17 protein-coding genes are annotated in these 22361 nt (G+C 76.0%); 4 read left to right on the top strand and 13 right to left on the bottom strand.

The genetic code is table 11. The features are described 5' to 3' along the window. Positions 1-8 precede the first annotated feature (8 nt). The 12 genes from ftsZ to mraZ all read right to left on the bottom strand — a co-directional run bounded on the left by ftsZ (position 9) and on the right by mraZ (position 15612). Positions 9-1292, bottom strand: coding sequence for a cell division protein FtsZ (gene ftsZ, locus KUM42_RS18695; RefSeq protein ID WP_237494021.1), 1284 nt, complete (start codon positions 1290-1292; stop codon positions 9-11). A gap of 339 nt (positions 1293-1631) precedes the next feature. Further along, positions 1632-2375 (bottom strand): cell division protein FtsQ/DivIB, encoded by a 744-nt coding sequence (locus KUM42_RS18690; RefSeq protein WP_237494020.1) that lies wholly within the window; start codon positions 2373-2375, stop codon positions 1632-1634. Between the two features lie 95 nt (positions 2376-2470). Further along, positions 2471-3928: a UDP-N-acetylmuramate--L-alanine ligase gene (murC, locus tag KUM42_RS18685; RefSeq protein ID WP_237494019.1), complete on the bottom strand. Its 1458-nt coding sequence runs from the start codon at positions 3926-3928 to the stop codon at positions 2471-2473. Next, positions 3925-5079, bottom strand: a complete 1155-nt coding sequence (murG, locus tag KUM42_RS18680; RefSeq protein WP_237494018.1) for an undecaprenyldiphospho-muramoylpentapeptide beta-N-acetylglucosaminyltransferase — start codon at positions 5077-5079, stop codon at positions 3925-3927. Before murG ends, murC begins: the two co-directional genes overlap by 4 nt. Next, positions 5076-6674 (bottom strand): putative lipid II flippase FtsW, encoded by a 1599-nt coding sequence (gene ftsW, locus KUM42_RS18675; RefSeq protein WP_237494017.1) that lies wholly within the window; start codon positions 6672-6674, stop codon positions 5076-5078. The genes murG and ftsW overlap by 4 nt, the downstream gene beginning before the upstream one ends. Positions 6675-6805: 131 nt before the next feature. After that, positions 6806-8209, bottom strand: a complete 1404-nt coding sequence (murD, locus tag KUM42_RS18670; protein WP_237494016.1) for a UDP-N-acetylmuramoyl-L-alanine--D-glutamate ligase — start codon at positions 8207-8209, stop codon at positions 6806-6808. Continuing rightward, a complete protein-coding gene (mraY, locus tag KUM42_RS18665) occupies positions 8209-9291 on the bottom strand; it encodes a phospho-N-acetylmuramoyl-pentapeptide-transferase (protein ID WP_237494015.1) in 1083 nt (360 codons plus the stop codon). The genes murD and mraY overlap by 1 nt, the downstream gene beginning before the upstream one ends. Next, positions 9288-10844, bottom strand: coding sequence for a UDP-N-acetylmuramoyl-L-alanyl-D-glutamate--2,6-diaminopimelate ligase (locus tag KUM42_RS18660; RefSeq protein ID WP_237494014.1), 1557 nt, complete (start codon positions 10842-10844; stop codon positions 9288-9290). Before KUM42_RS18660 ends, mraY begins: the two co-directional genes overlap by 4 nt. A 92-nt stretch (positions 10845-10936) precedes the next feature. Continuing rightward, positions 10937-12808 carry a penicillin-binding protein 2 gene (locus KUM42_RS18655; protein ID WP_237494013.1) on the bottom strand — a complete coding sequence of 624 codons (1872 nt, stop codon included), beginning with the start codon at positions 12806-12808 and terminating at the stop codon, positions 10937-10939. A gap of 4 nt (positions 12809-12812) precedes the next feature. After that, positions 12813-13544: a hypothetical protein gene (locus KUM42_RS18650; protein WP_237494012.1), complete on the bottom strand. Its 732-nt coding sequence runs from the start codon at positions 13542-13544 to the stop codon at positions 12813-12815. A gap of 286 nt (positions 13545-13830) precedes the next feature. Next, positions 13831-14808, bottom strand: coding sequence for a 16S rRNA (cytosine(1402)-N(4))-methyltransferase RsmH (gene rsmH / locus KUM42_RS18645; RefSeq protein ID WP_237494011.1), 978 nt, complete (start codon positions 14806-14808; stop codon positions 13831-13833). A gap of 369 nt (positions 14809-15177) precedes the next feature. After that, positions 15178-15612: a division/cell wall cluster transcriptional repressor MraZ gene (mraZ, locus tag KUM42_RS18640; protein ID WP_237494010.1), complete on the bottom strand. Its 435-nt coding sequence runs from the start codon at positions 15610-15612 to the stop codon at positions 15178-15180. A 267-nt stretch (positions 15613-15879) separates the two neighbouring features. Here mraZ and KUM42_RS18635 point away from each other — a divergent pair, with 267 nt between their 5' ends. The 4 genes from KUM42_RS18635 (at position 15880) to KUM42_RS18620 (ending at position 21677) form a co-directional block, all read left to right on the top strand. Beyond that, complete coding sequence (locus tag KUM42_RS18635; RefSeq protein WP_237494009.1) at positions 15880-16920, top strand: MoxR family ATPase; 1041 nt, start codon at positions 15880-15882, stop codon at positions 16918-16920. A gap of 17 nt (positions 16921-16937) precedes the next feature. Further along, on the top strand, positions 16938-18302 hold the full coding sequence (locus KUM42_RS18630) for a DUF58 domain-containing protein (RefSeq protein ID WP_237494008.1): 1365 nt from the start codon (positions 16938-16940) through the stop codon (positions 18300-18302). Next, positions 18299-20650, top strand: coding sequence for a DUF3488 and transglutaminase-like domain-containing protein (locus tag KUM42_RS18625; RefSeq protein ID WP_237494007.1), 2352 nt, complete (start codon positions 18299-18301; stop codon positions 20648-20650). Before KUM42_RS18630 ends, KUM42_RS18625 begins: the two co-directional genes overlap by 4 nt. Before the next feature lie 76 nt (positions 20651-20726). Beyond that, on the top strand, positions 20727-21677 hold the full coding sequence (locus KUM42_RS18620) for a ribose-phosphate pyrophosphokinase (protein WP_237494006.1): 951 nt from the start codon (positions 20727-20729) through the stop codon (positions 21675-21677). Between the two features lie 119 nt (positions 21678-21796). Here KUM42_RS18620 and KUM42_RS18615 read toward each other — a convergent pair whose 3' ends face one another. Continuing rightward, a complete protein-coding gene (locus tag KUM42_RS18615) occupies positions 21797-22246 on the bottom strand; it encodes a DUF3040 domain-containing protein (protein WP_237494005.1) in 450 nt (149 codons plus the stop codon). Positions 22247-22361 lie beyond the last annotated feature (115 nt).

The raw sequence follows: 22361 nt of genomic DNA, 5'->3' as shown, positions 1-22361 counted from the left end.
CGCCACCGTCACTGCGAGCGGAGGAACTCGGGGATGTCGAGCTCCTCCTCGAAGTCCTCGGACCCCAGCGGCCGTCGGGCGTCCTTGTTCGGCCCGGCGATCGGCGGGAGCGGCGGGACGGTGACCCCACCACCCTGCGCCGGGGCGACGGGCTGCACCGGACGCGGGGCGGCAGCAGCCGGCGGAGCGGCGGCCGGCGGCTGGCTGACCAGCCGCTCACCGGTCTGCGCGGGCGCGGCGGCCCGGACAGGTGCCGGTGCGCTGACCGGCGCGCTGGGGACGGCCGGCGCCACGGGGGCGGCGGTCGCGAGCAGCGTGGTGCCGGCGTCCTTGCGGTTGCTGGGCCGGCCGCTGTCGAAGCCGGCGGCGATCACCGTCACCCGCACCTCGTCGCCGAGGGCGTCGTCGATGACGGCCCCGAAGATGATGTTCGCGTCGGGGTGGGCGGCGTCGCTGACCAGCGAGGCGGCCTCGTTGATCTCGAACAGGCCGAGGTCCGAGCCGCCGGAGATCGACAGCAGGACGCCGTGGGCGCCCTCCATCGAGGCCTCCAGCAGCGGGGAGGCGATGGCCTGCTCGGCGGCCAGCAGCGCGCGGTTGTCACCGCGCGCGCTGCCGATGCCCATCAGCGCCGAGCCCGCACCGGACATGACCGACTTGACGTCGGCGAAGTCCAGGTTGATCAGGCCGGGCGTGGTGATGAGGTCGGTGATGCCCTGGACGCCGGACAGCAGCACCTGGTCGGCGGTGCGGAAGGCGTCCATCACGCTCACGTTCCGGTCGCCCAGCTGCAGCAGCCGGTCGTTCGGGATCACGATGAGCGTGTCGCACTCGTTGCGCAGCTCCTCGATGCCCGACTCGGCCTGGACCGCCCGCCGCTTCCCCTCGAAGGAGAACGGACGGGTGACCACGCCGATGGTCAGGGCCCCGAGCTTGCGCGCGATCGAGGCGACGACGGGGGCGCCACCGGTACCGGTGCCACCACCCTCGCCGGCCGTCACGAAGACCATGTCGGCGCCCTTGAGCACCTCTTCGATCTCCTCGCGGTGGTCCTCGGCGGCCTGGCGGCCGACGTCGGGCTGGGCGCCGGCGCCCAGACCACGGGTGAGCTCGCGACCGACGTCGAGCTTGACGTCGGCGTCGCTCATCAGCAGCGCCTGCGCGTCTGTGTTGATCGCGATGAACTCGACGCCCTTGAGGCCGACCTCGATCATCCGATTGACCGCGTTCACGCCGCCGCCGCCGATGCCGACGACCTTGATGACCGCGAGGTAGTTGTGCGGAGGTGTCATGCCGCGCTCCCCAACTGGACCTTCATCCTCAGGTTAAGCCTTATAGTTATGTCAACTGGTGGGTGTGTGGTCGAAGTTAGGTGTGCCCTGGCACGCCAGCAAGCACCCCACCGGGCTCGGCGTGTCCGGACTGTGATCTCCCACCCGGATCAGGCGACCCGCCAGTCACAGACGTCTCACGCCTGGTGACGACCCGCGCGCAATCGTCTCACGTAGAGGTGCAGACGTCCTGCGGGTGGAGGACAGCTCGACGGTCGGAGAGATCTCAGGTCCCTGCGGACCCCGGGCGTGTCGCCCGGCCTCGCCGCAGGGTCCCGGGCGCGCGGGCGCCGGCATCCGTCAGCGCAGGACGACGGCGTCCGGGGTGCTGACGTCCAGCAGCGCGCCGGGCTCGATGGCGCCGGCCTCCACCTGCTGCAGCAGCGCGCCCAGCACCCGGGCCTTGCGGTCGGTGAGGTCGGCGTTGCCCCACCGCACGCTCCGGCCGTCGGTGAGGGTCAGGGTGACGTCGTCGGCGGTGCGCGCCGTGACCCCGGTCAACTGCGCGCGTACCTCGGCGGGCAGCGCGGTAACCGCCCCCAGCGCGGCCCGCGTGGCGGCGTCGTCGGGGCCGGGCGCGGACACCTCGAGGGGGACGACGCCGTCGGGCACCGGACCGGTGACCGTCTCGAACACCACTCCCCCGGCATCGACCAGCTGGCGCCCGCCGGCGGTCTGCACGACCGCGACCGGCACCCGCTCGACGACGGTCACCACCACGGTGCCGGGCCAGCCGCGGGTGACCTCGACCGAGGCCACCTGCGGGAGCCCACCGACGCGGGTCGCGGCGGCGGCGGTGTCGACCCGCGCCAGCGGGGTGCCGACCGCGATGCCGGCCGCGGTGACGACCTCGTCGCCGGCCAGGGCCGAGGCCCCGTCGACCTGCACGGTGCGCACCGACAGCAACGGGCTGGCGAGCACGACCCAGGCCGCGACGGCCACCAGGAGCACGGCCGACCCGATCCCGACGGCCAGCCGGCGGCGCCGGTCCACCGGGCGGCGGGCGCCCCGGCGGCGGGCGCGCCGGGGTCCCGACGGGACCACCGACGGGGCCTGCTCCGCCGCGGCACCGCGCCGGGATGACCCGCTCCGGCGCCGGGGTGCGCCCGCGCGGTCGTTGGTGGTCGTCCCGACCCGGCTCACCGGGACGGCTCCGTCCCGTCCGCCGCGCCGTCGGCCGCCTCCGGGTCGGTGAGCGCCGCGAGCACCTCGGGGCCGACCATCGACACGTCGCCGGCGCCCATGGTGACCACCAGGTCACCGGGGCGGGCCAGCCCGGCCACCCGCGGTGCGGCCGCGGACCAGGACGGTTCGAACCAGACCCGGTCGGCCCCGGGGACCGCCTCGGCCACCAGCCGCCCGGTCACACCGGGCACCGGGTCCTCACGGGCGCCGTAGACGTCCATCACCACCACCAGGTCGGCCAGGCCCAGCGCCTCGCCGAAGCCCTGGGCGAACTGCGCCGTCCGGCTGTAGAGGTGCGGCTGGAAGAGCACGACCAGGCGTCCGGACCCGACCACCGCCCGGGCGGCGCGCAGCTGCGCGGCGACCTCGGTCGGGTGGTGGGCGTAGTCGTCGTACACCCGCACCCCGGCCGCGGTGCCCTTGAGCTCGAACCGCCGGTGGACCCCGCCGAAGCGCTCGAGCCCGGCGATCAGCCCGGCGGCCGGCAGCCCCAGCTCCAGGCCGGCGAGCAGGGCGGCGGCGCTGTTGAGCGCCATGTGCGCACCCGGCAGCTGGATGTGCACCTCGCCGAGCTCACGTCCGTCGAGGACGGCGGTGTAGCGGGTGCCGTCGGCGGCGACCCGCAGGTCGACCAGCCGCAGGTCGGCGTCCGCCCCCTCGCCGTAGGTGCGCACCCGCGCGGTGGACCCCAGGCCGGCCAGCCGGGCGGCGCCCGGGTCGTCGGCGCAGAGCACGAGGAACCCCTCGGCCGGCACGGTGCCCACGAACGTGTCGAAGGCCGCCTCGACCGCGGCGAGGTCGCCGTAGTTGTCCAGGTGGTCGGCCTCGACGTTGGTGACGATCGCGCCGAGCGGGGCCAGCAGCAGGAACGACCGGTCGCTCTCGTCGGCCTCGGCGAGGAAGACGTCGCCCTGGCCGGAGTGCGCGTTGGACCCCGACTCGTTCAGCGTGCCGCCGATGGCGAAGGACGGGTCGACCCCGCAGGCCTGCACGGCGACGGTGAGCATCGAGGTGGTCGAGGTCTTGCCGTGCGTGCCGGCCACCGCGACGCTGCGCCGCCCGGCCATCACCGCGGCCAGCGCGACGGCCCGGGGCAGCACCCGCAGGCCCCGCTCGCGGGCGGAGACCAGCTCCGGGTTGTCGTCGCGGATCGCGGTGGAGACCACCACGGTCGCGGCGTCGCCCAGGTGGGCGCCGTCGTGGCCGACCTCCACCCGGGCGCCCAAGGCGGCCAGGGCGCGCAGGGCCGGGGAGTCGCGGCGGTCGGTGCCGGAGACGCGCACCCCGCGGGCCAGCATGATCCGGGCGATGCCGCTCATGCCGGCCCCGCCGATGCCGACGAAGTGCACCGACCCCAGCTCCTCCAGCGGCGGGATCGGCCCGGTCCAGGCGGCCACGTCGTCGGCGCTCATCGGGTTCCCCTCCGGGTGGCGGCGGCGGCCAGCGCCATGTCGGCCAGCCGCTCGTCGGCGTCCGGCGTGCCCGCGGCGGCCGCGTGTGCGGCCAGCGTGGCCAGCCGGTCGGCGTCGGTGAGCACGGGCACCAGCTGCTCCTGGACCCAGGACGGCGTCAGGTCGGCGTCGGCCACCAGCAGCCCGCCACCGGCCTCGACCACCGGCAGCGCGTTGAGCCGCTGCTCGCCGTTGCCGATGGGCAGCGGGACGAAGGCCGCGGGCAGCCCGACCGCCGACAGCTCGGCCACGCTGACCGCGCCGGACCGGCACAGCGCCAGGTCGGCGGCGGCATAGGCGAGGTCCATCCGCTCCAGGTAGTCGACGACCACGTAGGGCGCCGACCCCGCCGGGCGGGCGGGCACCGTCACGTCGGTGTTCTTGGGCCCGCGGGCGTGCAGCACCTGCACCCCGGCGGCGGTCAGCGCGTCGGCGGCACCGACGGCGGCCCGGTTCAGCGAGGCCGCGCCCTGGGAGCCGCCGAACACCAGCAGCGTCGGCCGGTCGGCGTCCAGGCCGAAGGCGGCGCGGGCCTCGGCACGCAGTCCGGCCCGGTCCAGGCCGGTGATCGCCGAGCGCAGCGGCATGCCCACGTGCTCAGCACCGCGCAGCGGCGTGCCCGCCGTGGTCACCGCGACCCGGGCGGCCAGCCGTGCGCCGACCCGGTTGGCCAGGCCCGGCAGCGGGTTGCCCTCGTGCACGACGACCGGCACGCGGGCACCGCGGGCGGCGAGGTAGGCCGGCAGCGCCACGTAGCCGCCGAACCCGACCACGACGTCGGCTCCGAGCTCGGTGAGCAGGGCGCGCGTCTGGGAGACCGCCTGCCACACCCGCCCGGGCACCCGGAGCAGGTCCGGGGTGGGCTTGCGCGGCAGCGGCACCGGCGGGATGAGCCGCAGGTCGTAACCGCGGGCGGGCACGAGCCGGGTCTCCAGGCCGCGGGAGGTGCCCAGGCAGGTGACCCGCACCGCGGGCTCGCCGGCGGGCGTGCGCCGGCGGGTGAGCGCGTCGGCCAGGGCGAGCATGGGCTCGATGTGCCCGCCGGTGCCGCCACCGGCGAGCACCACGTGCACCTGCCCGGCCGGCCGGGCGTCGTTCGAGGGGTCGGTCACTGCAGGCGTCCTGGCCGTTCCGTTCGCGGGGGGTGGGACCGCGGCGCCGGCCGGGCGCGCGCGGTCGAGGGGTCGCCGGACCAGCTGCGCTCGCGCGGGACGTCGCGGGGGACGTCGCGCGGCACGGGTCCAGCGGCCGACGGGGGCCGGCGGAGCACGGACGGGCGGTCACCGGCGGGCTGCCGGCTCCGGACAGTCTGCCGGTCGGCAGGCGCCCAGCGCTCCTCCGGGGTGGGGCCCCAGCCCGGCGGCCGGGGGGCACGGGCCGGCGCGGGGCCCGGCGTCCGGCGGACGGCGCGCAGGTCGCGGGGGCCGGCCGGGTCGGGACGCACCCCACGCAGCGGCTCACCGCGGCGGTCGAACCGCTCCACCGGCCGGGGGCTGCTGGTCGACCGGGTGCTGCCGCGGCTGCCGGAGCGGCGGCGGGCCGGGATCGGGTCGACCGCGATGGCCGGTGCCGGGGAGAACAGCCGGGCCAGCCGGCCGCGGGGCTGGGACTGCAGGTGGGCCACCGCGGCGGGCTCGGCCCGGGCGAAGCGGGCCAGCAGCCCGACGATGAAGAGGGTGAGCACCAGCGAGGTGCCACCGGCGGAGATGAGCGGCAGGGTGACGCCGGTGACCGGGAGAAGGCCGACGACGTAGCCCATGTTCATGGTGGCCTGGCCGATCAGCCACACGGTGATGGCGATGCTGGCCAGCTGGACGAACCGGTCGGCCGAGCGGCGGGCGATCCGGAACCCGGCCCAGGCCAGCACCGCGTAGAGGCTGATCACCACCAGGCAGCCGAGGAAGCCCATCTCCTCGCCGATGATGGCGAAGATGTAGTCGGACTCGGCGTGCGGCAGCAGGTTCCACTTCATCGCGCTGTTGCCCAGCCCGACGCCGGCGACCCCGCCGGAGGCCAGCGCGTAGAAGCCGTGGATGGCCTGGTACCCGCCGTCGGAGGGGTCGGCGAAGGGGTCGAGGAAGGCGGTGATGCGGGCCGCGCGGTAGGGGGCCACCGCCACCATCAGGGCCACCAGCGCGGCGGCCAGGCCGACCGCACCGGCGATGTAGCGGCGGGACAGCCCACCGGCCCACATCAGCCCGGCGACGACCAGCGACAGGCTGACCACCGCGCCCATGTCGGGCTCGGCCAGCAGCAGCAGGCTCATCAGCGCGAAGGCGGGCAGCACGGGGACCAGCAGCGACCGGGTGGTCAGGTACCGCTCGCGCAGTGCGATGACGTGCGCGCCCCAGAGCGCGAACACCAGCTTGGCCAGCTCGGAGGGCTGGAAGTTCGTGACCTTGAGGTCGAACCAGGCGCGCGAGCCGTTGAGCTCCACCCCGAGGCCGGGCACGAGGACGAGCGTCAGCAGGCCGAAGGCGGCGATCATGCCCCAGCCGGCGAACCGGCGGATCCGGCCGATCGGCAGGTGCATCGCGACCAGCATGGCGACCAGGCCGAGGACGGCGAAGACGATCTGCCGGACGCCGGGCAGCCAGGCCGGCTGGTCGTCCAGCGCCGCCTCGATCGAGGAGGCGGAGAAGACCATGACCAGCCCGATGGCCAGCAGCATCCCGGCCGAGCCGAGCACCATGTGCGAGCTGGTCATCGGCCCCTCGAGCCACGCCGGCCCGCGGAACCGGAACGCCCCGCTGCGCGCGGGGGGCGTGGGGGGCGTGGGGGGCTCGTGGACGACGGCTGCGCTCCGGCGTTCGCGGGTGCTCGCGGTCATCGCCGGGCTCAGCCCAGCGCCCGGACGGCGTCGGCGAAGGCTCGTCCCCGGTGGGCGTAGTCGGTGAACACGTCCATCGAGGCCGCCGCGGGGGCGAGCAGGACGGTGTCACCGGGGCTCGCCAGCGCGGCGGCGGCGGCCACGACCTGCCGCATCACACCGTCCCCGTACGTCACATCGGCACCCATGGCCCCATCGTCGCCGCTGGCCACCACCGTGCGCGGGACCGTCGGGGCGTGTCGCGCGAGCGAGCGGGCCAGCTCCTCCCGGTCCCGGCCCAGCAGCACGACCCCGGCCAGCCGCGGCCCGACCGCGGCGACCAGCGGGTCGACGTCGGCGCCCTTGAGCAGGCCACCGGCGATCCAGACCACGCGCGGGTAGGCGGCCAGCGACGCGGCGGCCGCGTGCGGGTTGGTCGCCTTGCTGTCGTCGACGAAGTCCACTCCCCCGACCGTCCCGACCAGCACGTTGCGGTGGGCACCGCCGGAGAAGGCGGCCAGCCCCCGGCGCACGCCGTCGGCGTCGACCCCCGCGACCCGGGCCAGGGCCGCGGCGGCCATCGCGTTGACCAGGTTGTGCGGCCCGCTGACCTGCAGCTCACCGGTCGACACGAGCACCTCGCCGGCCGGGTCGTCGGCGAAGGCCCGGTCGACCAGGTCGCTCCCCCGCACGCCGAGCTGGCCGGGGGCGGGCTCGGCCAGCGTCACGGTGACCGGGTGCGGGTGGGCGACCACCAGTGAGGCGGCGACCGGGTCGCCGGCGTCGGCGACCGCGACCGGGGCCAGCCGCAGCAGCCGGGCCTTGGCGTCGCGGTAGGCGGTGAACGACCCGTGCCAGTCGACGTGGTCGTCGGCGACGTTGAGCACGCACGCCGCCGCCGGGGCGATCGAGCTCGACCAGTGCAGCTGGAAGCTCGACAGCTCCACGGCGATGGCGTCGAAGCTGGGCCGCCCGTCGGCGTCGGTGGCGGTGACCACCTCGACCAGCGGCCGACCCACGTTGCCCGCGGCCACCGCGCGCAGGCCACCGGCCAGCAGCACCTGCTCGAGCATCGTGACGGTGGTGGTCTTGCCGTTGGTGCCGGTGACGGCGTACCAGGGCGCGGGCTCCCCGCCCGGCGCTGCGACCCGCAGCCGCCAGGCGAGCTCGGGCTCCCCGATGACCTCGATGCCGCGCTCGGCGGCGGCCACCAGCAACGGGGAGTCCGGCCGCCAGCCCGGGGAGGTGACCACCAGGTCGACGTCCTCAGGGGGCGTGGTCAGGGGGCCGAGCCAGCGGCCGCCGGCGGCGACCAGCTCGGCCAGCACCGCGGGCTCCCGGGCGTCGGTGAGCGCCACGTCGTCCCCGCGGGCGAGCAGCACCCGCGCGGCGGCCGCCCCGGAGACGCCGAGCCCGGCGACGAGGACGGCCATCACAGACCTGCGAAGGAGAGCCAGTCGGCGTAGAACAGCCCGAGCCCGAAGGCCACTGCCATCCCGGTGACCAGCCAGAACCGGACGATGACGGTGTTCTCCGCCCACCCGGCGAGCTCGAAGTGGTGGTGCAGCGGCGCCATCCGGAACACCCGGCGGCGGGTGGCCCGGAAGAAGGCCACCTGGATGACCACCGAGAGGGTCACCGCGACGAACAGCCCGCCGAGGACGACCAGCAGCAGCTCGGTGCGGGTGACGATGGCCAGCCCGGCCATCAGCCCGCCCAGGGCCAGCGAGCCGGTGTCGCCCATGAAGATGCGGGCCGGCGAGGTGTTCCACCACAGGAAGCCCAGGCAGGCGCCCATCGCCGACGCCGCGACCAGGGTGACGTCGAGGGGGTCGCGGACGGTGTAGCAACCGTCGAGGGCGAGCGCGGAGCTGCAGTCGTGGCCGAACTGCCAGAACGAGATGACCACGTAGGAGCCGAAGACCATCGCCGAGCAGCCGGCGGCCAGCCCGTCGAGGCCGTCGGTGAGGTTCACCGCGTTGGAGAAGCCGGCGATGAACAGGTAGGCCACCGCGCAGAACAGGAACGCCGGCATGGTCAGCGGCGCGATGTCCCGGACGAAGGAGACCGCCTTGGTCGCCACCGCCGTGCCGTCGTTGCCGTCCTCGACCAGGGCCAGGACGGCGAAGGTGAGCCCGACGACCAGCTGGCCGACCAGCTTGGCCGTCTTGTTCAGCCCCAGGCTGCGCCGGTAGCGGATCTTGAGGAAGTCGTCGAGGAACCCGACGGTGCCCATGCCGATCAGCAGGAACAGCAGCAGCAGGCCGGTGGCGGTGACCCCGCGGCCGTCCTGGTTGATCAGGAACAGGTGGGCGACCAGGTAGCCGAGCACGGTGGCCAGCACGATGACCGTGCCGCCCATCGTGGGCGTGCCCTTCTTGGACAGGTGGCTCTCGGGGCCGTCGTCGCGGATCTCCTGCCCGAAGCCCTGCCGGCGGAACGCCTTGATGGCCAGCGGCGTGAGCAGGATCGACACGATCAGCCCCACCGCGGCGGCGACCAGCACCGACTTCACGCGGTCACCTCCGCGCGGGCGGCGAGCAGCTCGCGGAGCACCGCACGGTCGTCGAAGGGCAGCACGGAACCTCCCACCTCCTGGCCTGTCTCGTGGCCCTTGCCGGCCACCAGCAGCGTGTCACCCGGTCGCGCGAGGGCGACGGCCGCGGCCAGTGCAGCCCGCCGGTCGCCGATCTCGAGCAGCTCGGCCCGCTGCTGGGCCGGCACCTCCTCCGCACCGGCGCGCATCGCGGCCCGGATCGCCTGCGGGTCCTCCGAGCGCGGGTTGTCGTCGGTCACCACCAGCACGTCGCTGCCGGCAGCCGCGGCCGCGCCCATCGCCGGGCGCTTGCCGGCGTCCCGGTCGCCGCCGCAGCCGAGCACGGTGACCAGCCGGCCGGTGGTCGGCCCGCGCAGCGCCGCCAGCGCGGTCGCGACCGCGTCCGGCGTGTGCGCGTAGTCCACGACCGCCATGAACGGCTGGCCGGCGTCCACCGGCTCCATCCGGCCGGGGACGACGGTGTCGGCCAGCCCGGCCAGCGCGGTCTCCACCGGCACGCCCACGGCGTCCAGCAGCGCGACCGCCAGCACGGCGTTGGCCACGTTGAAGTCACCGGGCAGCCGCAGATGGGCCGGCCAGCTGCGCCCACCGGGACCGCGCAGGGTGAAGGTGGAGCCGCCGGCGGCGAGGGTGGTCACGTCGGCGGCCGACCAGTCGGCGTCCCGCCCCGCGGTGCTGACGGTGACCGTGCCGGGGCGGACCAGCCGGCGTCCGTGCTCGTCGTCGACGTCGACGACCTCGACCGCGGCGCGCCCGTCGAACAGCAGCGCCTTGGCCCGGAAGTAGCTCTCGACGTCGCCGTGGAAGTCCAGGTGGTCGCGGGAGAGGTTGGTGAACCCGGCGGCGGCGAAGCCCACCCCGCCCACGCGGCCCTGCACCAGCGCGTGGCTGGACACCTCCATCACCACCGCCTGCACCCCCGACTCGACCATCGTGGCCAGCAGGGCGTGCAGGTCAGGCGCCTCGGGGGTGGTGCGGACGCTGGGCAGCTCGGTGGTGACCGGCTCGCCGTCGGCGCCGCGACCTCGGGTGCGGGTCTGCACGGTGCCGATCAGGCCGCTGGGTCGGCCGGCGGCGGCCAGCCCGGCCTCGACGAGGTAGCTCGTCGTCGTCTTGCCGTTGGTGCCGGTGATGCCCAGCACGGTCAGCTGCTCGCTGGGGCGGCCGTACACGCGGCCGGCGACGGGCCCCAGCACCGCGCGCGGGTCCTCGACGACGCAGACGGGGACGTCGAGGTCGGTGATCGCGGCGCGGCCGGCGGCGTCGGTGAGCACCGCGACCGCACCGCGGGCCAGTGCCTCGGGCACGTACGCGGCGCCGTGCGTGCGGGCGCCGGGGAGCGCGGCGTAGAGGTCGCCGGGCAGGACCGCGCCGGAGGCGAGGGTGACGCCGGAGACGGCGACCGTGGCGGCCCCCTGTACGGGGGCGCCGGTCAGGTCGGCCAGGTCGGTGAGCGGTACAGGTCGGTTCCCCGCAGGTCGGGGAGCCGACCCGGAGGCGGTCGGGGTCACGACGACCCAATCTACCGGCGTGGCACCTCCGCGCCCGGCCACCGGTCCACCTCGTGTCGCCCGGGTCGCCCGGTCCGGCGTCGAGGGGTGGATCAGGGGGCCAGGAGGGTGAAGTCGGGCCGCGGCGAGCCCGAGGGGACGACGCCGCCGGAGGTCAGCGCGAACCGCATGACGTCGGAGAACACCGGGGCGGCGACCTGGCCGCCCTCGGCGTCGCTGGTGGGGCGCTCCAGGTCGACGGCGACGACGTACTGCGGGTCGTCGGCCGGGGCGTAGCCGACGAAGGTCGTGAAGTAGCCACCGCCGGCGTAGCAGCTGCAGGCCGGGTTGGCCCGCTGGGCGGTGCCGGTCTTGCCGACCACCCGGAAGCCGTCGACGGCGCCCAGCGGCGCGGTGCCGCCCTTGCCCACGACCGCCTCCAGCATGTAGGTCAGCTGGCTCGCGGTGTCCTGGCTGACCACCCGCGTGCCGTCGGGGCGCGGCGTGGGGGTGACCGTGCCGTCGGCGGCGGTGACCGAGGAGACGATCCGCGGCGGGATGCGCACTCCCCCGTTGGCCAGGGTCTGGTAGACCGACGCCATCTGCAGGGTGGTCACCGACACGCCCTGCCCGATCGGCACGTTGGCCGCGCGGCTGGCGGTCCAGTCGGCCGAGGGCTCCAGGATGCCGGCGCTCTCCCCGGGCAGCTCGACCCCGGTCTGCAGGCCGATGCCGAAGTCGTGCAGGTACTTCTCCAGGGTCTGGTCGCCGACCTCGCGGGCCAGCATGATCGCCCCGACGTTGCTGGACTTCGCCAGGATCCCGGTGACCGTGTAGTTGCGCGGTGCGTGGTCGGTGGCGTCCTTGACCACCACGTCCCCGGCCTCGATGTGGCCGTTGACGCTGAGCACGGTGTCCTTGGTGGCCTTGCCCTGGTCGATGGCGGCGGCCAGGGTCACCGCCTTCATCACCGAACCGGGCTCGTAGACGTCGGAGACCACCGGGTTGCCCAGCAGCTCGGGATCGGTGTCGCCGTAGTGCGCCGGGTCGTAGCCGGGGCAGGCGGCCATCGCCGCGACCTCACCGGTGTGCACGTCCAGCACGACCGCGGAGCCGGAGGTGGTGGCCCCGTCGGCGCAGGCGGCGTCCAGCCGCTGCTGCACGACGTACTGCAGGTCCTCGTCGATGGTCAGCTGCACCGTGCTGCCGTCGACGGCCGGGGTGGTGTCGTCGATGCCCGAGGGGATCGGGTTGCCGCTGCCGTCGACCTCGGTGCGCTCCTCGCCGTCGGTGCCGGTCAGCTGGTCCTGGAAGGTGCGCTCGATGCCGGCCAGCCCGGCTCCGTCGGTGCCCACGAAGCCCACGACCTGACCGCCCACCGGGCCGGCGGGGTAGAGCCGCACCGGGTCGTCCTCGAAGAGGATGCCGGCGCGGTCGGCCCGCGGCAGCTCGCGGATCTGGTCGGTGACGTCGGTGGGCACCTTGGGCTTGAGCACCACGTAGCGGCTGTCCCGGGACAGCTTCTCGGTGAGCTCCTCGGTCGGGACGCCGAGCAGCGTGGTGAGCGCCAGCGCGGTGCGGGTCGGGTCGGTGACCGCCTTCGGGTCGGCGACCACCCGCTCGGCGTCCACGGAGTAGGCCAGCACCCGCCCGGTGCGGTCGGTGATCTCACCGCGGGCGGCCTCGATCGGCGACACCGACATCCGGTCGGCCTCGGCCGCCTGGGCGTAGGCGGCGCCGTCGACGCCCTGCAGGACCACCAGCTTGCCGACGACCACCACCAGCAGGGTGATCAGCAGGGCCAGACCCCACCGGTTGCGGGTGTCGCGCTGCTGCAGGCCCAGCGTCGGCCGACGGCGCCGCGGACCGGGCTCGCTGCGCGGCCCGGGGGGAGCCGTCCGACGGGCCGGCCCGGGTGCGCGGCCGACGTCCCGGCGCGGGACGGCGGGACGGCGGATCGGCGGCTGCTGGCCTGCTGGGGGCACGGGGTCAGTTCCCGGGGGTCGGCGACGCGAGGTCGGGGGCGGTGCCCCCCGGCGCGGGCTCGGTGGGGACCGGGTCGGTCGGCGCGGGCTCGGTCGGGGCCGGCTCGGTCGGGGCCGGGTCGCCGACGGCGGCGGGCGCCGGGACTGCCGGTGCCGTGCCGGTGGGTGCCGGGGCGGTGGGTGCCGTGCCGGTGGGTGCCGTGCCGGGCGTCTGGGCGGCGGGCGCGTTCGGGTCGGGGGCGTTCGGGTCGGGCGCCGGGACGGCCGTCCCCAGGAGCACCGAGGTGCCGTCGGGCTGCAGCACCAGGTGCGCCGGGGCGCCCGGCTGGACCAGCCCGGCCGCCGCGGCGGCACGGGCCAGCTCGGCCGCGGTGTCGGCGGCCACGACCTGCTGCTGCAGCCGGGAGACCTCCTCGGCCTGCTCGGCGTTGGCCGCGCGCTGCTGGGTGGCCCGCAGCGAGTCGACGGCGATGGCGGTGTTCAGCGCCAGCAGCCCGAGCGTGGTGGCCACCAGCAGGGCCACGAGCAGCGCCACGAACGGTGCGCGGCGGCGCTGCCGCGTGGTGCCACGGCCCGGGGCGCGGGTGGCCGGGGGCACCAGCCGCAGCTGCGGCAGCGGGGCGACCGGGCCGGTGCGCCGCGACGGCGCGCTGCGGGGCACGTGCACCGGGCCGGTGGTGGCCCGCGGCGCCGCGGCCCGGGCGGTGGGCGCGCTGCGCATCGGCGTGCGCGCCACCGGGGTGCGGGGACCGCCGACCCGGGGGGCGGCGGTGCGGGAGGCGGCGGTACCGGACCCGGCCGTGCGGGGCGGGTAGGTGCGGGACGGGTCGGTGCGGGACGGGTCGACTCGCGAGGAACCGGTGCGGGGGGCACCGGTCCGGGACGCCGACGTCCGGGAGGACCCCGTCCGCGGCAGCGGCGGCTGCGGGCCGGTGCCGGGCGTGGTCCGGGCCGGCTGGCTCACGACGCGCCCCGGCCGGCGCGGGCCGGCGTCCACCGGGTGGCCGGGCCGGTGCAGGCGCTCACGAGGCCCGCCGGACGCGCTCGGCGGCGCGCACGCGGGCCGAGGCGGCCCGCGGGTTGACGGCGAGCTCGGCCTCGCCGGGGGCCTCACCGCCGCGGGTGACCAGCCGCAGCACCGGGGCGTGCTCGGGCATCGGGACCGGCATGCCCGGCGGGGTGCGGTCGGTCGCCTCGGCGGCCAGCGTCTGCTTCACGATGCGGTCCTCGAGGGAGTGGAAGCTGATGACGGCGATCCGGCCGCCGACCGCGAGGGCCTCGATGGCCGCCGGCAGGGCCCGGGTCAGCACCCCCAGCTCGTCGTTGACCTCGATGCGCAGCGCCTGGAAGGTCCGCTTGGCGGGGTGCCCACCGGTGCGGCGGGTGGCGGCGGGGATCGCGTCGCGCACCAGCTCGGCCAGCCGGGCGGTGCCGGTGAACGGCTCTCTGCCCCGCTCCCGCTCGATGGCGGAGGCGATCCGGCCGGCGAAGCGCTCCTCGCCGTAGACGCGCAGCACCCGGGCGAGCTCGCCGTGGGAGTAGGTGTTCACCACGTCGGCGGCGGTGCGGGGACCGCTGGGGTCCATCCGCATGTCCAGCGGCGCGTCGGTGGAGTAGCTGAAACCGCGGGTGGGCCGGTCCAGCTGCAGGGAGGAGACGCCCAGGTCGAACAGCACGCCCTGCACCTCGGGCACGCCCAGGCGGTCCAGGACGTCGGGCAGCTCGTCGAAGACGGCGGGCACCAGGGTGGCCCGGTCGGTGTGGCCGGCCGCGGCGATCCGGGCGGCGGCCTCGGCACGGGCGTCGGGGTCGCGGTCCAGGCCGATCAGCCGCAGCCGCGGGTGGGCGTCCAGCAGGGCCAGGGAGTGGCCGGCCAGGCCCAGCGTGCAGTCGACGAACACCGCGCCCGGGGCGCGCAGCGCGGGGCCGAGGAGCTCGGTGACCCGGTCGAGGAGGACGGGGACGTGCAGCGCGGGCCCGGTGGGCTCGGGGCTGCTCATCGACGGGTCCTCTCCGGGCTGCTCGGTGGCGCGGGGCGCTGCTGTCCCGGGGTGGGGTGCAGTGGGGGGTGGGGCGCGGTGGGGACGGTGGTGGGCGGTGGCGCCCGGGTGGGGCGCCCGCCCTGGCCCGCCGCCCCGCAGGGCCCGCCTGGCGCCGGGGAAGCGGTACCAGGAGGTGCCCTGCTGGGGCGGCCGGGCGGATGACGCGGTCGGGCTGTGGGGCGGTGGCGTCGAGCCGGGGGGAAGTCGGCTCGCTGCCGGGTGCCGTCGAGCCGCGGGGAAGCAGGCTCGATGACCGGGGTGCCCTCGAGCCGCGGGGAAGCAGGCTCGATGACGGGTGGTGGTCGGGGGTGGGTGGGGGCCGGTGGCTCAGGAGAGGGTCGGCATCCCCTCGCTCTCCATCGCCGCGAACACGGCCTCCTGCTCGGCCACGTAGGCCTCCCAGGTGGCGGAGTCCCAGATCTCGAAGCGGGTGTCGACGCCGACCACGACGACGTCGCGGTCGAGGCCGGCGTACTCGCGCAGGCTGGCCGGGATGGTGATGCGGCCGGTCTTGTCGGCCTCCACCTCGACCATCGAGCCGAAGCTCATGCGCGCGTGCATGCGGGCGCCGTTGGTGTCCGAGGGCGCCATCGCCTTGAGGGCGGCGCTCTGCTCGGCGACCCGGGCCATGGTGAGCCCGTAGACGCAGCGCTCCTGGCCCTTCTTGATCACCATGCCGTCGGCCACCAGGTCGCGGTACCGGACAGGGAGGGCGAGCCGGCCCTTCTCGTCGAGGCGCAGGGGGTAGCTGCCGACGAACACCGGATCACCCCCTGCATCTGTCCTCCTGTGGTGTCACCGGGCACCATCCGTGGGCCCCGGCCTCCCCATTGCGCGACACAGTAACCCACTGGCCCCCACCAGACACCACTCCGCCACGTGTCGCCCCCCGCCCCCCACCGGGCTCCACGGCTGGTCCACAGCGGCCTCCCGGGCCCCTCCGCCCGGCCCCCTCCCGGCCCCGCAGCCGCAGGTCGCGGGCCGCGCGACCACCCCCCGCGGTTGCGATCTGCACGTACCGTGTGCCGGGTGAGCGAGAGCACGGCAGGGCTGCGTCCGGACCGGGTCACGACGGAGCTGCGCTCCGCGTCCCGGCACGGCGCCGACCCCGATGCCGCACCGGTCCCCGATGTCGACGTCGCGATCGAGGGCGGCCGGCTCGCCGAGGCCATCGGCCGGGTCGTGGAGGGCAAGCCCGACGTCGTCCGGCTGGCACTCGTGGTGCTGCTGGCCGAGGGCCACCTGCTCATCGAGGACGTGCCCGGGGTGGGCAAGACGACGTTGGCCAAGACCCTGGCCCGCACGATCGACGGCACGGTCCGCCGGATCCAGTTCACCCCGGACCTGCTGCCCAGCGACGTGACCGGCGTGGCCGTCTACGACCGCGACTCCCGGGCCTTCGAGTTCAAGCCCGGCGCGGTCTTCGCCAACATCGTGGTGGCCGACGAGATCAACCGGGCCTCACCGAAGACGCAGTCCGCGCTGCTGGAGTGCATGGAGGAGCGGCAGGTCACCGTCGACGGCGTGACCTACGAGCTGGCCCGGCCGTTCATGGTGGTCGCCACGCAGAACCCGCTGGAGATGGAGGGCACCTACCCCCTCCCCGAGGCCCAGCGCGACCGCTTCACCGCGCGGGTGTCGATGGGCTACCCCGACCGGGACGCCGAGCTGGCCATGCTCGACGAGCGCGCCACGGCCGACCCGCTCACCGCCCTGACGCCGGTGGTCGACGCCGCGGGCGTGCGCGCCCTGGTCGCGGCCGTGGGCCGGCTGCACGTCGCCGAGCCGCTCCGCCAGTACGTCGTCTCCCTGGTGGAGGCCACCCGCCGGTCCCCCGACCTGCGCCTGGGCGCCTCCCCGCGGGCCGGGCTGCAGCTGCTGCGGGCCGCCCGCGCCGCCGCCGCCCTGGCCGGGCGCGACCACGTGCTGCCCGACGACGTCCAGGCGATGGCGGTGCCGGTGCTGGCCCACCGGCTGCTGCTCACCCCGGACGCCGCCCTCGCCCGCCGCGACACCGCGCGCGTGGTCACCGACCTGCTGTCCTCCGTCCCCGTCCAGCGCGGGCACTGAGCGACCGCACCGCATCCATGGCCCGTACGCGGCTGGCCGACGCCGCCTCCTCCCTGACCCTCCGCGGTCGCTGCCTGGTCGCCGCAGGTCTCACCCTCGGGCTGCTGGGCGCCGTCCTGGGTGAGCGCGCGCTGGTCCAGCTGGCGCTCTTCGTGCTCGCCCTGCCGCTGGTGTCGGCCGTCGGGGTCGCCCGCCAGCGCTTCCGGGTCGCGACCCGGCGCACCGTGACCCCCGCCCGCCTCCCCCGCGGCGAGACCGCCGAGGTCCTGGTCGAGGTGGCCAACACCGACCGGCGGGCCGGTGGGCTCTGGCTGCTGACCGAGCAGCTGCCGGCCGAGCTGGGCCGGCGTCCGCAGTTCGTCGTCGAGCGGCTGTCCCCCGGGGCGACCGCGCCGCTGCGCTACCGGCTGCACGGCACCCGGCGCGGCCGCTTCACCCTCGGGCCCCTGCGGCTGCGGCTGGTCGACCCCTTCGGCCTGGTGCTGCGCACCGCGGCGGGCAGTGACACCGCCTCGCTGCTGGTCGTCCCCCGGGTGCGGCCGCTGCAGGGCACCGGGGGGCTCAGCGGTGCCGGCGGCAACGGCGGTGAGGGCGGGCGCCGCTCGATCGCGGTGCACGGCGAGGACGACGTCAGCACCCGCGAGTACCGCTACGGCGACGACCTGCGGCTGGTCCACTGGCGGGCCACCGCGCGCACCGGTGAGCTGATGGTGCGGCTGGAGGAGCGCCCCTGGCGGGCGGCGGCCACCCTGTTCCTGGACACCCGGCTCAGCGCCCACCTGACCGGTGGCCGCGGCAGCGCGCAGGCACCGGACACCCTGGAGTGGGCGGTCGAGGCCGCGGCGAGCATCGGCGTCCACCTGCTGCAGCGCGGCGCCGCGCTGCGGGTGGTCACCGACGCCGGCGAGCTCACCGCCCCGCTGGGCCGCGGCACCCTGGGCCCCGACGAGCTGCTCGACCGGTTCGCCGAGCTGGAGGCCTCCCGCTACCCGGGCCTGCAGGTGGGCGTGGAGACGTTGCGCCGCGCGGCCGTCGACGGGCCGGCGATCTGCCTGCTCGGGCTGGTCGGCCCCGAGGACGTCACCGCCCTGGCCCGCGCCCGCTCGGGCCCCGGCAGCGACGTCGCGGTCGTGGTCGATGCGGTGGCCTGGCTGGACGCCGGGGCCACCCGCAGCCGCCGGCCGCTGTCCCCCAGCGCCCGCGCCGAGCTCGTCGGCCGGCAGGAGCAGGCCGTGGCACTGCTGCGGTCGGCCGGCTGGCAGGTGCTCGCCGTCCGGCCCGAGCAGACCGTCGACCAGGTCTGGGGCCGGCTGGGCGCGGCGACGTCGGCCGCCGGACCGGTCACCCCGCCACCCCCTCTCCCCACCGGAGCCCAGGCATGAGCCGCCCCCTCGACGAGCTGGCCCGCCCGACGCAGGGCCGCGCCGGCACCGCGGTCGCCGCCGCCGTCGCCGTCCTGCTGGGCTCCTTCGCCCTGCAACCGGTCTTCGCCACCCTGGGCTGGCTGCCGCCGGTGACCCTCGCGGTGCTCGCGGTGGGGCTCGGTGGGGTGGCGCTGCGCGCCGCGGCGGTGCGGCTGGCCGAGCGGCTGCCGCAGCTGGCGACCCCCGCGCGGGTGCTCGTGCCGGTGGGCCAGCTGCTGCTCGTGCTGGTCGTGCTGACCATGGTCTTCGCGTCGCCGGACGCCTGGTACGGGCTCGTGCCCACCCCCACCAGCCTCGGGGACCTGGGCGGGCTGCTGGCCGACGGGCTCGACGAGGTGCGCGAGCAGGGCACCCCGGCGCTGCCGCTGACCGGGCTGCTCGCGCTGACCACGGTGTTCGTCGCGCTCGTCGCCCTGGCCGTCGACCTGCTGGCCGTGCCCGCCCGCCAGCCCGCGCTCGGCGGCCTGGGGCTGCTGGTCCTCTACTGCGTGCCGGTCAGCACCATCACCGGCGACGTCGCACTGGTCTCCTTCGCCGCTCCCGCCGCCGGCTTCGCGGTGCTGCTGTGGGCCGACCAGCGCAGCCGGCTGGTCGAGAACTCCCGGGCCGGCAGCGGTTCGGCGCTGGGCACCGGCACGCTGCCGGCGCTGCGCACCGGCGTCCTCGCACTGGTGGCCGGCGTCCTGCTGCCGGTGCTCGTGCCCACGCTGTCGGAGGGGTCGCTGGCCGCCGGGCTGGGCGGCTCGGGCACCGGCAACGGCCTCGGGACGGCGCTGGACCCGGTGGCGGAGATGGCCGGGCAGCTCAACCGCCCCGAGCCCATCGACCTGTTCCGTCTCGATGCCTCGGTGGCCGACCCCGGCTACCTGCGGTCGGTCGCGCTGGACGACTACACCGCCGACCGCGGCTGGCGGCTGACCAACCTCGACGGCCAGGAGTCGATCGCCGACGACGCCACCCTCGCCCCGCTGACCGGCGGCCAGAGCGCCCGCCCCGTCGCCGCGACGGTCACCGTCCTCGAGCACGACGACGTCTTCATGCCGGTGCTGTACTCGCCGCTGTCGGTGCAGCTGGAGGACGGCGGCGACGACGCCGACGACTGGCGCTTCGACGCCGACGCCCGCACCGTGTTCGGCCGCGACACGACCACCGCCGGGCTGACCTACCGGATGAGCGCGCAGCAGCCCGAGCCCACCGTCGACCAGCTGGACGCCGCCCCGGACCCGGGCGCCGACAGCGACGCGGTGCAGCGCTACACCCAGCTGCCCCAGCTGGACCCCAGCGTCACCGACCTGGCCGGGGAGCTCACCGACCCGGGCCAGGCGCCCTACGAGCGGGTCCGCGCGATCCAGGACCACTTCACCGACCCGGCCAACGGGTTCAAGTACAGCCTGTCCACCACCCCCGGCACCACCGGCGACGACCTGGTCGACTTCCTGCGGCTGAAGCAGGGCTACTGCGAGCAGTACGCCGGCGCCATGGCGGTGCTGGTGCGCGCTGCCGGCGTGCCGGCCCGGGTGGTGCTGGGCTACACGCCGGGTCAGGTGCAGGACGACGGCACGCGGCTGGTCACCACCGACGACGCGCACGCCTGGGTCGAGGCCTGGTTCGACGGCCTGGGCTGGATCCCGTTCGACCCGACGCCGATCGCGGCCAACCGGGCGGTCGACCTGCCCTGGGCGCCGCGCACCCCGGCCACCGACGACGCCACCGTCGACCCGGTCACCCCGCAGGTCGAGGCCCCGGTGCCGGCCGCGCCGACCGCGGAGCTGGACCGTGACGACGAGCCCGTGCCGAGCGCGGCCCCCCTCGCCCAGCCCCGGACGGACCTGACGCCCTGGCTGGCCGGTGCCGGCGGCACCCTGCTGGTGCTGGGCCTGGCCGCGGTGCCCTTCCTGGTGCGCCGTCGGCAGCGGGCGGGACGGCTGTCCGACGGCAGCCCGGACGCCCTGTGGGGTGAGCTGATGGCGACCGCCACCGACCTGCGGATCGAGGTCCCGGGGACGGTGACGTCCCGGCAGCTCGCCCGGCAGCTGGCCGAGCGGCTCTCCGGCGCCGAACCGGCAGCGGTCGAGGCGGTGCGGTCCCTGGCGCTGGCGCAGGAGCGCGCGGTCTACGGCCCGCCGTCCGCCGGTGCCGCCGGCGACCCGGAGCTGGCCGGGCAGCTGCGCACCGTGCGGCGGGCCCTGTTGCGGACGGTGTCCCGGTCGCAGCGCGTGCAGGCGGCGGTGTGGCCGGCGTCGACGCTGACCGCGGCGGTCCGCTGGGTGGCCGACCACGTGCCCGGGCGGCCGCGACCGGCCTGAGGCCGGCCCGGCCCGGCTGGTTACGGTTGCCCCGTCCAGCCCGTGCCCCGCCCCCGAGCCGCCCTGGAGTGCCCCTGTGCGTGAGATCGCCGTCTTCGCCGGCAGCTCCCATCCCGAGCTCGCGCAGGAGATGTGCGCCCAGCTGGGCGTGCCGCTCCAGCCGGTGCGCACCACGCGGTTCGCCAACGACTGCCTCGAGGTGCAGCTGCAGGCCAACTGCCGCGAGCGCGACGTCTACCTCGTGCAGTCGCTGGCCACACCGGTGCAGGAGAACCTGGTCGAGCTGCTGCTGATGATCGACGCGGCCCGGGGCGCCTCGGCCGCCCGGATCACCGTGGTGCTCCCGCACTACGCCTACGCGCGGTCGGACAAGAAGGACGCCCCGCGGATCTCCATCGGTGGGCGGCTGGTCGCCGACCTCATGGTCGCCGCCGGGGCCAGCCGGGTGCTGGCGATGACGCTGCACTCACCGCAGGTGCACGGGTTCTTCAGCGTGCCGGTCGACCACCTGCACGCGCTGCGCGAGCTGGCCGACCACTTCCGCACGCTGGACCTGTCCCGCACCACCGTGGTCTCCCCCGACCTGGGCAACGCCAAGGAGGCAGCGGCCTTCGCCCGCCGGCTGGGGGTGCCGGTGGCCGCCGGGGCCAAGCAGCGCTACGCCGACGACCGGGTGCAGATCAACGCGATCATCGGCGACGTCGCCGACCGGGACGTGATCGTGCTCGACGACGAGATCGCCAAGGGCAGCACGGTGCTGGAGCTCATCGACCGGCTGCGTGACGCCGGCGCCCGGTCGATCCGGGTGGCGTGCACGCACGGGCTGTTCGCCGCCGGCGCCCTGGAGCGGATCGGCGCCCAGCCCGACGTGCTGGAGATCGTCTGCACCAACACCGTGCCCGCGCCGGCCGACCCCTCGGGGAAGCTGACGGTGCTCTCGGTGGCCCCGGCGCTCGCCCAGGCGGTCCAGCGGATCCACGACGGCGAGTCGGTCAGCGCGCTGTTCGACACCCTGCCCACCGCCTGAGGCGCGTACCGCCGGAGGTGCCCACCGCCTGAGGTCGGGCCCCGGAGCGCCGACAGCCGCCGTCCGGGTGCGGACGGCGGCTGTCGGCGAGGACTGCCCGGGGTGGGACCCCGCAGCGGCTACTGGTCGTAGCGGCGGCGGAAGCGCTCCTCGAGACGGTTCTTCATCGGCTGGCGCCGGGCCTTGCCGACCCGGCTGGAGCCTCCGGCGCCGGGACGGCCGCTGCCGGCGGGGCCGACCTCGACCGCACCGGTGGCGGCCTTGTAGTTGAGCAGCCCCAGTGCGGCGCCACCGAAGGCGATCAGGAAGCCCAGGACCCCGACGACCACCTGGGCCAGCGAGGCCGAGGGGATCGCGACGCCGGCCACGACGAGTGCCAGGCCGACGACGACGAGCAGGATGCCCAGCTGCAGCTTGCGGCGGGCCTTCTGTCGCCGGTCGCCGGTGCGGACCGTCGAGGCGAACTTGGGATCGTCGTCGACGAGGGCGCGCTCGATCTGCTCCAGCAGACGCTGCTCGTGCTCGGAGAGCGGCACGTCGACCTCCAGGTGCGCAGTGCAATCAGCCACCGGCGGCAGTCCGCCCGCGGGACACCGATGTTACGAGGCGTTGGCGCACTGCGAAAGGTGAGTTGTCCGCGACACACCCTGGAGGGCTGTTCTCATCGGCACAGGGCCGACACGC

Origin of the sequence: Modestobacter sp. L9-4, from assembly GCF_019112525.1 — a bacterium.
Lineage (GTDB): Bacteria > Actinomycetota > Actinomycetes > Mycobacteriales > Geodermatophilaceae > Modestobacter.
Note: the sequence above shows the minus strand (reverse complement) of the source record. Positions and strands in the feature narration are given on the sequence as shown.